Source organism: Cupriavidus sp. GW822-FHT03E04 (assembly GCF_058801495.1).
The window spans coordinates 17,973-27,299 of the sequence record NZ_JBXANI010000006.1 but is presented as its reverse complement, the minus strand read 5'-3'; the positions used below and the strand labels follow the sequence as shown (position 1 = coordinate 27,299).

Below are 9,327 nucleotides of genomic sequence, written 5' to 3'. Positions count from 1 at the left end.
AGCCGCGACAGCAGCTAGAAGCATCAAAACCCCACCCACAAGAGACGTTCCCGCGTCAGCGGGCTACAAGCAACACACATCGCATACCGCCCCCGGCCTACTGTTCCTGCTCCAAGCTCAACAGATTTTGCGTACGAATCAACGGAACGGGACATCAAAACTCCGAACCCCCAACTCTCCCCTACATCCTCGACGTAGCCAGCCGCGCGGCCAGCCCCAGGAAGACCACTCCCGCAAACCAGTTCAGCGCACGCTGCGCGCGTGCCGAGCGCAGCAGCAGGGCGCCGAACATGGCCGAGCAGTAGGCGATGACGGAAAAGACCAGCAGGGTGGCGATGATGAAGACCACGCCGAGCACCATGATCTGCAGCGCGATATGGCCACGGTCCGGCGCGACGAACTGCGGCAGGAACGCGAGGAAAAAGATCACCACCTTGGGGTTGGTCAGGTTCATCACTACGCCCCGCCGGTACATATGCCCCACGCCAGCCTTGTCGCCGTTGCCCTGGCTCATCGCGCCCACCGGGGCGCGGAACGCCTGCCAGGCAAGATAGGCCAGGTATAGCGCGCCGGCGATCTTGAGCACCATGAATGCGAGCTTGGACGCGGCGAACAGCGCGGCCAGGCCAAACGCGACCGCAGCCGTATGCACCAGTAGCCCGGTGCACAGGCCAAGCACCACGACCATGCCCGCGCGGGGCCCCCGCATGGCGGATTGCAGCAGCACGAATACATTGTCCGGGCCCGGCGTCAGTCCAAGCACCACGGCGATGCCGAAGAATGGCAATAGTGTCTCGAGCGGGGGCATGCGCTTTACTCCTTTGCGGCCGCGGATATCGCGTTGTCGGGTTAGGCCCGATATCGGGCAAGATCGTGCAAAAGGCATGGCCGTAGCATCCGGCGCGCCATCCGAATATTGCCAGCCAGGCAGCGTTTTGTGCCAGCCAGACGCTTTGGCTGGCTCTGGCTGGGTCTGGCTGGCCCAGTCAAGGGTGCCAGGTCGCCGGATTGCCCGAGGCTGCCTCCGGCGCCGGCCGATGGCTTCCCGCAGGCTTGCTTGCTGGCGGACAACCCGGCAATGGAACTGGTGGTGCCGAAGCTGCTGACACCGTCGCTGCTCGCCGTCTGGCCCCGGCAATGCAAAAAGCCCGTGCGGCGTGAACCGTACGGGCTTTTCAGAATCTGGTTGCGGGGGCAGGACTTGAACCTGCGACCTTCGGGTTATGAGCCCGACGAGCTGCCAACTGCTCCACCCCGCGGGCCGAAATATACGCGGGTTGGCGCGTCATGGATAGTCCTGATTGGGATTATTTCCAGAAATGGTCTCGGCGCATTGCCAGAATCAATGCAGTTGCTGCAAGAATGAGCGCGGCATTCGCGCTTTTTCGGGCATCCGCCCGGTGGCTGATCGCGTCGTCAAGCCACGTATTCGCCGCACGCGCGGTATCAACGGACACGATTGCCCGTGAGATCGGCGGTGCACATGCACCAAATCCTGGCGCCGGCCTGGCAGCAACCACCTCCGCTTTTACCCTCCGGCGGCATCCTTCGGCGCCGGAGCCAGGCGGAACTGCGCGGACAAGTCGGCCTCGGCGCCAAGCTGGGCGTCGGTCTGCACGACGCCTTTTGCGGCGAGTTTCGTGAGTGTGCGCGCTGCCTGGATCGGGCTGACGCCCGTGGCCTTTGCGACCTGATATGCATCCATCGGGGTGCCCGTCTTTTGCAGGGCGTCGATTACTGCCTGGCGAGTGTCGTGATTGTTGTTCATTTCCGGGCGTAGGTTGAGTCTGCTCAGACTAGACGAGGTGGACCGCCGGCGCAACCCCGCATTCTTGCTGATTCCCCCGCCCGAAAAGGTTGCGCGACGGGCTTCGCACGTCAAAATAGAGGGTCTGATCGCACGCATCGCAAGAATCGCAAGAACAATGAAGCACACTCTACTGCTCATCGACGGCCTGAACATCCTGCGCCGGGTCTACGAAGCCAACCCGGCTGAGGACATTCCGGCCAAGGTCGAGGGCGCCGTGCTTTCGGCGCTGGCCTCGTTCCGCCGGGCCTTGACCGAATGCAAGCCGACACACGCGCTGGCGGCATTCGACACCGGCGGCAAGACCTGGCGCCACGCGCTGTATCCCCAGTACCGCCAGCACCGCAAGCCCATGGACCCGGAGCTGGCGGAGGTCCTGCCGGACTTCCGGCTGACGCTGACGGAAGTGCTCGGGCTGCAGACAGCCATGATCGACGGCTACGAGGCCGACGACATCATCGCCACGGCCTTTTATCGCTGGACCGCGAGCAAGGAGGGGCAGGTGATCCCGGTGAGCACGGACAAGGACGTGCTGCAGCTGATTGCCGACGGCGCCATTGTGCGCAACCACTTTGCCACCGTGAAGAACGGGGAGCCGTCCTGGTTCGATGAACGCTACGTCATGGATAAGTTCGGCGTGGGCAGTCACCAGCTGGCCGACTATCTCGCGCTGCTGGGGGATAGCACGGACGATATCCCCGGTGTCGAGAAGGTCGGGGCCAAGACCGCGGCCAAGCTCTTGCAGCGCTACGGCGACCTGGAGGGCGTGCTTGCCAACGCCGCCGAGGAGAAAGGCGTGGTCGGCAAGAACCTGGCGGAACAGGCGCATCTGGCCCGGCTCTCCCGCCAGTTGCTCTCGCTGAAGACCGATGCCCAGCTTGGCCTGACGTGGAACATGCTGCGGGTGGGCGAATCGGCTGAGTAGCGGCTGAGTAGCGGCTGAGTAGCGGCACCTGGCGTTCCTGGTGGTGGCCATGGTCGGCGCCTTTTCTCATCGACCTGGCCAATGCGATCGTGATCAAGGCGTACCTGCCGCTGCATCCGGCGTTTTAGGTTTTAGCCGCCATGACGCTGACGTGACCCGGCTTGCGGTCGAACAGCAGCAGCTTCAGCGCCATGCACAGCGTTGTCAAAACGGCGAACAGCCAGCCGCTCCACAACGCGCCCGTCATGCCCGCTGCGGTGATGCACCAGCCGCCCACCGCCGAGCCGGATACCACGCCCAGGTTGGCGGCCGAGATATAGAGGCTGGTCGCGAACTCCGGGGCTTCCGGCGCGGCGGATGCCAGCCACATCTGGCTGACGATCAGGCCGCTGGTATGCGCGGCGCCCCACAGCAGGCAGACCGCGATCATCGGGACAAACGAGGCATTGCCGCAGGCGTAGAGCACAAGGTAGGCACCACCCAGCACCGCCGGGTGCAGCAGCGCGGTTCGCGCCAGGCTCTTGCCCAGCAACCGGCCGGCGATCAGATTGCCCGCCACGCCGCCGATACCGAACACCACCAGCAGCGCGCTGATGGCCTCGCCGGCCATGCCGGCCTCGCTCGCGAGGTACTCGGCCGCATAGCTGTAGACCGAGAACATCGTCGCGAAGACGAACACGGTTGCGAACAGGTTGAGCCACAGCGCCGGCTTGCGCAGGATGGCCGAGGGCCGGCTGGCCGATGCGGCCTGCGCGGGTGCGGGCCGCTGCGCCGCATCCGGCAGCATGGCCAGCAGGCCGATTCCCGCCGCCGCGTTGACGGCGGCGCAGAACAGGAAGGAGGCTTCATAGGAAAAGCGCGCCGCGATCCACGCGGTGATTGGCACGCCCAGCACCAGGCCCATGCTGGTGCCCACGAAGGCCATCGCCGTGGCATGCGTGGCTCGCTCCTTCGGGTACAGCGACACGGCCGCCGCGAACGCCAGCGAGAAGAACACCGGATGCAGCAGCGCGGGGACGATGCGCAGCGCCATCAGCCCGGCAAAGTTCGGCGCCCACGCCGACAGCACGCTGCACACGGCGAACACGAACAGCGAGCCCGCCAGCACCCTGCGCCGGGCATAGCGCGACAACCACAGCACCATGAACGGCCCGCACATGGCCACCACCAGCGCGAACAGGCCGACCAGCCAGCCTGCCCGGGCGACCGTGACGCCGTAGCGCGCGACGATAGCGGGCAGGATGCCGACCACGCCGAACTCGATGGTGTAAAGGCCAAACAGGCCGAGCGCGATAAAGAACAGGGAGCGGCCGGCATCGATGGCCTTCATGGGTGCCACATCGCTCATCGCGCCACCACCTCTTGCCCATAGACGGCGTCGCGCAGGTCCGTCACGAAGCGGCCGGACATGCCTTCATACAGGGTGTTGGTGAACGCGGCCACGCTCAGGCCCCGGGCGCGGTCGACGAACCAAGAGTGCCCGTAAGCGCCGCCCCAGCGCCAGGTGCCGGCCGACTCCGGCGAGCCGGCCGCAGCCGGATTGTGCAGCACCGAGAAGCCCAGGCCGAAGCCGGTGCCCGGCGCATCCGGCGGACCCCATGCGCCGGTCTGGTTGCGGCCCATTTCATCGACCCAGGCCGCGGGCATCAATGGCTCGCCGCCCTGGCGCAGGGCCTCCAGCAAGCTAAGGAAATCGCCGGCGCTGCCAACCATGCCGGCGCCGCCGGAGGGGAAGGCACTGGTGTCCAATGCGCGCGCCGGCGCGTAGTGGATGCCGGCCGTGCCGTCGACGACGGGGACCACATCGTGCGCGCGCATGCGGCGCGGCACTGGCGTGTCGTTGACGTAGGCGGTGGCTAGCCGCCCGGCATCGGCCGCGGCAAAGCCGGTGTCGCCCATGCCCAGCGGACCCGTGACCAGCGCGTGCACCGCGTCGGCCAGCGGCGCGTCGCAAACGCGTTCGATCACGGCGCCAAGCACGTCCGTGGCCAGCGAATAGCCCCAGGCGGTGCCCGGCTTATAGAGCAAGGGCACGCTGGCGATGCGGCGCAGGTTCTCCGCAAGCGTGATGCCCGGCTGGTCCATGCCGTCCGACACGCCAGCGCGGGCATAGGGCCCGTGCTCGTCGGCTTCGAAGAAGCGGTAGCCCAGCCCGGCGGTATGGGTCATCAGCTGCCGCACGGTGAGGATGGCGGGGCTGCTGTCGGCCAGCCGCGGCGTGAAATCCGGCAGCCAGCGCGTCACGGCCTCGTCGAGCCCCAGGCGGCCCTGCGCCACCAGCACCATCGCTGCGCTCGACACGATGGGCTTGGATACCGACGCCAGGCGGAACAGCGTATCGGTGCGCATGGGCCGGCCGGCCTCACGGTCGGCCAGGCCCGCAGCGCGGCGGTGGATGACTTCGCCGTGGCGGGCAACCAGCACGACGGCGCCGACCAGGCGGTGGGCGGCAAGGGCTTGTTCAATCGCCGCGTCAACGCGGGCGGACAGGGGGGGCAGGGGTGACAACATGCGTGTTTTCCTTCGTCGCAAGACAGGGATGGGATCAAGCAAACGATAAGAAACATTTGACTCGGGAAAAAGTAGGCTAGAGTTCCTGGTTATCCGGACATAATTATCCGTAATCGAGGATCGAGGCGCTTGGCATGAGGGGAAAGCCGATGGACAGCCTGAGTGGCTTTACGGTGTTTGTGCAGGTCGCCGAGACCCGCAGCTTCGTGGCCGCCGGCCGCCTGATGGGCGTGTCGGCGTCGGCCGTGGGCAAGAGCGTCGCAAGGCTGGAAGAAAAGCTCGGCGCGCGGCTGTTTCACCGCAGCACGCGCAGCATTACCCTGACGGCGGAAGGCGCGCAGTTCCTGGAGCGCAGCCGCCGCATCCTGGCCGAGATCGAGGCGGCGGAGCAGGAGCTGTCGCGCGCAGCGCAAGCGCCGCGCGGGCGCTTGCGCGTCAGCCTGCCGCTGGTGAGTTCGCTGGTGCTGCCGGTGCTGGGCGACTTCATGCGGCAGTACCCGGAAATCGAGCTGGACCTGGATTTCACCGACCGCATGGTGGACGTGATCGAAGAGGGTTTCGATGCCGTGGTGCGCACCGGCGAGCCAAGCGACTCCCGGCTATCGGCGCGGCGTCTCGGCGCGTTCCGGATCTTGCTGGTGGCGTCGCCAGCGTATCTCGCGCAGCGCGGGGAGCCCCGGCAGCCCGCGGACTTGGCCGGGCATGCCTGCCTGCAATACCGCTTCCCGAACAGCGGCAAGCTGGAAGCCTGGCCGTTGCGCCGCGCAGCCGTCGATCCGGAGTTGAACCTGCCTACCTCGATGATCTGCAACAACATCGAGACCCGCGTGAGCTTTGCGTTGCAGGGCCTCGGCATCGCCTGCCTGCCGGACTTTGCCATCCGCGAGGCGCTGGCCGACGGCCGGTTGCGCACCGTGCTGGACGACTACGTGGACCGTAGCGGCACCTTCCGCGTGCTGTGGCCTGCCAGCCGGCACCCGTCGCCCAAATTGCGCGTGTTCATCGACTTCCTGGGCGAGCGGGTGTTTCCGGGCGGCGCGGATCATGCCGTTTGAGCATCTCCGGATCGGCGCCGGATCGGCGCCAGTAAGCGCTCAGGCGGCTGCCTGCCGCGCGTGCCGCAGCAACGAGTGGATCAACGGCGTGCGGGGAGACGAGCGTTGCCACAAGATGCCGAACCGGCGCGGCTCGGTCGCTTCGGGCAGCGTCAGCTTGGCGATGCGCAGGCCTGCCGTCAGCGGCGACGCTATGTCGGGCACCAGAGACACCCCCAGCCCCCGGTCGACCATCATGGCGATCGCCACCAGCGAGCTGAGCTCGAACCGCTCGTGCGCGGCGATGCCGGCCTGCCGCAGGTACCGGTCGGCCTGCTTGCCGCCGCCCACGCTGCGGTCGTAGCGGATCAGCGGCTCGGTGCGCAGCAGTTCGTGCGGATCGCGCCGGGCCAGCCGGGCGGGCGCCAGTACAACCAGGGGTTCCTCACGCAGCAGTTCCCACACGATGGTCTTGGGCAGCGCGAAGGGCGGGTGCAGGCAGACGGCCGCATCCAGCTCTGCGTTTTTCACGGCGTCATACAGCGCCGCCGATTTGTCCGACTGGATAAACACGGAGACACCCGGATGCTCCGCGGCGAACCCGGCTAGCGTTTCCGGCAGCAGGCTGTGCAACGCAGTGTTGATCGTGCCCAGGCGCAGTTCGCGCGGTGCTTCCACCTCATTCACCCAATCCCGCAATTGGCTGAAGTCCCGCAGCAAGGTGCGCGCGCGTTCGGCGAGCCGTGCGCCCGACTCGGTCGGCGCCACGGTGCGGCCGGCACGGCCCAGCAGGGCAGTGCCCAGCTCCCGCTCCAGGACGTGGATCTGCTGCGCGATGGCGGCGGGCGTCACGTTGAGCCGCCGGGCGGCTTGCGCGAGGGAGCCGGTATCCACGACGACCAGGAACGCGTTGAGGTAGGCTGTCTCCATACATTTTCTATCGATTAAAGAAAGAGATACATAGTTTATCTTTGTTATGGCGTGACACACACTGGCGCACTCCAAAGCCATCGGTTCACATTGCCATGAGAAGCAAACTGTTCGTCCCCGGCTCCCGCCCGGAATTGTTCGACAAGGCCTTGGCCAGCGCCGCGGACGGGCTCTCGTTCGACCTCGAGGACGCGGTGGCGCAGGAGCGCAAGCCGCAAGCGCGCGAGGCACTGCGCGAGCTGCTGCGCTCGGGCCAGGCCCGCGCCAGCGGCAAGACCCTGATCGTCCGGGTCAACGCGATGGACACCCCTCACTTTGCGGCCGACGTGGCCGCAGTGGTGCAGCCCGGCCTGGACCTGATCAACCTGCCCAAGCCCGAGAGCGCCGACGACGTGCGCCGCGCTGCCGCCGCCATCGAGCAGGCGGAACGGGTCAACGGGTTTGCGCATGGCGTGGACAGCCCGGTCCGCCTGCTGCTCAATATTGAAACGCCCAAGGCGCTGCGCCTGGCCGGCGAACTGGCCGCGGCCCACCCGCGCGTGGCTGGCTTGCAGCTTGGCCTGGGCGACCTGTTCGAGCCGCTGGGCATCGCCCGGCGCGAAAGCGCGGCGATCCAGCAGGCCATGTACGCGGTGCGCATGGCAGCCGGCGAGGCCGGCGTATTCGCCTACGACACGGTGTTTGCCAACATCAAGGATGAAGCCGGCTTCCGTGCCGAGGCCGAGCTGTCGCGCCGCATGGGCTTTCTTGGCAAGAGCTGCATTCATCCCAGCCAGGTCCCCCTGGCCAACCAGGCCTTCCGCCCGAGCGATGAGGAGATCGGGCATGCGGCGCGGGTACTGGAGGCCGCGCGCGATGCGATGGCCAGGGGCGTGGGCGCCTACGTGGTGGACGGAAAGATGATCGACCCGCCGTTCCTGAAGCGGGCGCAAGCCATCGTGGCTACCGCCAGGCGCCTTGGATTGCTGCCTGCCTGACTCCGCCGGGATCCGCTGCCGGGATCAGGCTGCATCGCATGGGGCAAACAAAAAAACAGAAGGAGACACTTTGACTACACCAACCGCAACCGCAACCGCAACCGCAACCGCAACCGCAACCGCATCCGCATTCGTATCCATTTCCCGTAGCGTGGCCTTGGCCGCCACGGCCATTGCCAGCCTGGTATCCGGCGCGGCGTTCGCACAGGGCGGATATCCAAGCAAGCCCATCACCATCGTTGTGCCCTATCCGCCGGGCGGCTCCAACGACATCTTCGCTCGCATCGTCGCCAGGGAGATCGGCGAGGAGCTCAAGCAACCCGTGGTCATCGACAACCGGCCCGGCGCCAGCGGCAATACCGGCACGGGCATCGTGGCCAAGTCCGCCCCGGACGGGTACACGCTGGTCGCCGTGTCGTCCAGCATGACGACCAATGCCGCGGTGCAGGCCAAGCTGCCGTTCGATGCGGTCAAGAGCTTTGTGCCGGTGGCGATGTTTGCGCAAGGGCCGTTCATTGTCGCGGTCAACAATGCGTTTCCCGCCAGGACGCCGCAGGAACTGATCGCGGCGATCCGCGCCAAGCCGGGCAAGTACAACTACGCCTCAAGCGGGCCGGGCAGCGTCAACCAGTTTGGCACCGAGCTGCTCAAGGCCAGGGCCGGGAACCTGTTCATCACGCATATCCCGTATCGCGGCATGGGTCCCGCCGTGACCGACCTGATCGGCGACCAGACACAGCTGTTGATCTCCAGCGGCCCCTCGCTGCTGCCGATGGTGCGCGCCGGCAAGGTACGCGCCGTTGGCATCACCAGCCTCAAGCCGAGCCCGATCGCGCCGGATCTCACGCCCATGTCCAGCGCGGTGCCGGGCTATGAATTCGAACTCTGGTGGGGCCTGCTGGCGCCGGCCGGCACGCCGCCGGCGATCGTCAGCCAGCTCAACGCCGCCGTCAACACCATCTTGTCCAAGCCCGAGATCAAAGCGGCCTTCCTGAAGGAGGGCGCCGAAGCCAGGCCCGTCACGCCGGCCCAGTTCGCCGCCATCATCGGGCAGGACGTGGAACGGTGGAAGACGCTCGCCAAGCGCCAGAACATCGTCGTGGACTGATGCTCGCCCGCCTTGCCTCTACTGCCTCTATTTCC

9 protein-coding genes and 1 tRNA gene are annotated in these 9,327 nt (G+C 66.7%); 4 read left to right on the top strand and 6 right to left on the bottom strand.

Annotated elements, in window-relative coordinates; all coding sequences use genetic code 11:
- Positions 1–181: 181 nt before the first annotated feature.
- The 3 genes from AC1RQC_RS09340 to AC1RQC_RS09330 form a co-directional block, all read right to left on the bottom strand.
- Positions 182–808, bottom strand: coding sequence for a LysE family translocator (locus AC1RQC_RS09340; protein ID WP_492883046.1), 627 nt, complete (start codon positions 806–808; stop codon positions 182–184).
- 375 nt (positions 809–1,183) lie between these two features.
- A tRNA-Met gene (locus tag AC1RQC_RS09335) sits at positions 1,184–1,259 on the bottom strand.
- A 269-nt stretch (positions 1,260–1,528) separates the two neighbouring features.
- A complete protein-coding gene (locus tag AC1RQC_RS09330) occupies positions 1,529–1,768 on the bottom strand; it encodes a hypothetical protein (RefSeq protein WP_150986120.1) in 240 nt (79 codons plus the stop codon).
- Positions 1,769–1,925: 157 nt separating this feature from the next.
- Here AC1RQC_RS09330 and AC1RQC_RS09325 point away from each other — a divergent pair, with 157 nt between their 5' ends.
- Entirely contained in the window at positions 1,926–2,732 is an 807-nt protein-coding gene (locus tag AC1RQC_RS09325) for a 5'-3' exonuclease (protein ID WP_492883044.1), read from the top strand.
- A 124-nt stretch (positions 2,733–2,856) separates the two neighbouring features.
- Here AC1RQC_RS09325 and AC1RQC_RS09320 read toward each other — a convergent pair whose 3' ends face one another.
- Both AC1RQC_RS09320 and AC1RQC_RS09315 read right to left on the bottom strand, forming a co-directional pair.
- On the bottom strand, positions 2,857–4,080 hold the full coding sequence (locus AC1RQC_RS09320; protein ID WP_492883042.1) for an MFS transporter: 1,224 nt from the start codon (positions 4,078–4,080) through the stop codon (positions 2,857–2,859).
- Positions 4,077–5,243 carry a serine hydrolase domain-containing protein gene (locus AC1RQC_RS09315; RefSeq protein WP_492883040.1) on the bottom strand — a complete coding sequence of 389 codons (1,167 nt, stop codon included), beginning with the start codon at positions 5,241–5,243 and terminating at the stop codon, positions 4,077–4,079. Before AC1RQC_RS09315 ends, AC1RQC_RS09320 begins: the two co-directional genes overlap by 4 nt.
- A gap of 149 nt (positions 5,244–5,392) precedes the next feature.
- Here AC1RQC_RS09315 and AC1RQC_RS09310 point away from each other — a divergent pair, with 149 nt between their 5' ends.
- Positions 5,393–6,298: a LysR family transcriptional regulator gene (locus AC1RQC_RS09310; RefSeq protein WP_492372196.1), complete on the top strand. Its 906-nt coding sequence runs from the start codon at positions 5,393–5,395 to the stop codon at positions 6,296–6,298.
- Positions 6,299–6,337: 39 nt separating this feature from the next.
- Here AC1RQC_RS09310 and AC1RQC_RS09305 read toward each other — a convergent pair whose 3' ends face one another.
- Positions 6,338–7,207 carry a LysR substrate-binding domain-containing protein gene (locus AC1RQC_RS09305; protein ID WP_492372195.1) on the bottom strand — a complete coding sequence of 290 codons (870 nt, stop codon included), beginning with the start codon at positions 7,205–7,207 and terminating at the stop codon, positions 6,338–6,340.
- A gap of 95 nt (positions 7,208–7,302) precedes the next feature.
- Between AC1RQC_RS09305 and AC1RQC_RS09300 the strand changes: the two genes are divergently transcribed.
- Both AC1RQC_RS09300 and AC1RQC_RS09295 read left to right on the top strand, forming a co-directional pair.
- Positions 7,303–8,184 carry an HpcH/HpaI aldolase/citrate lyase family protein gene (locus AC1RQC_RS09300; RefSeq protein ID WP_492372194.1) on the top strand — a complete coding sequence of 294 codons (882 nt, stop codon included), beginning with the start codon at positions 7,303–7,305 and terminating at the stop codon, positions 8,182–8,184.
- Positions 8,185–8,335: 151 nt separating this feature from the next.
- A complete protein-coding gene (locus AC1RQC_RS09295; protein WP_492883291.1) occupies positions 8,336–9,292 on the top strand; it encodes a tripartite tricarboxylate transporter substrate binding protein in 957 nt (318 codons plus the stop codon).
- The last annotated feature ends 35 nt before the right edge of the window (positions 9,293–9,327 follow it).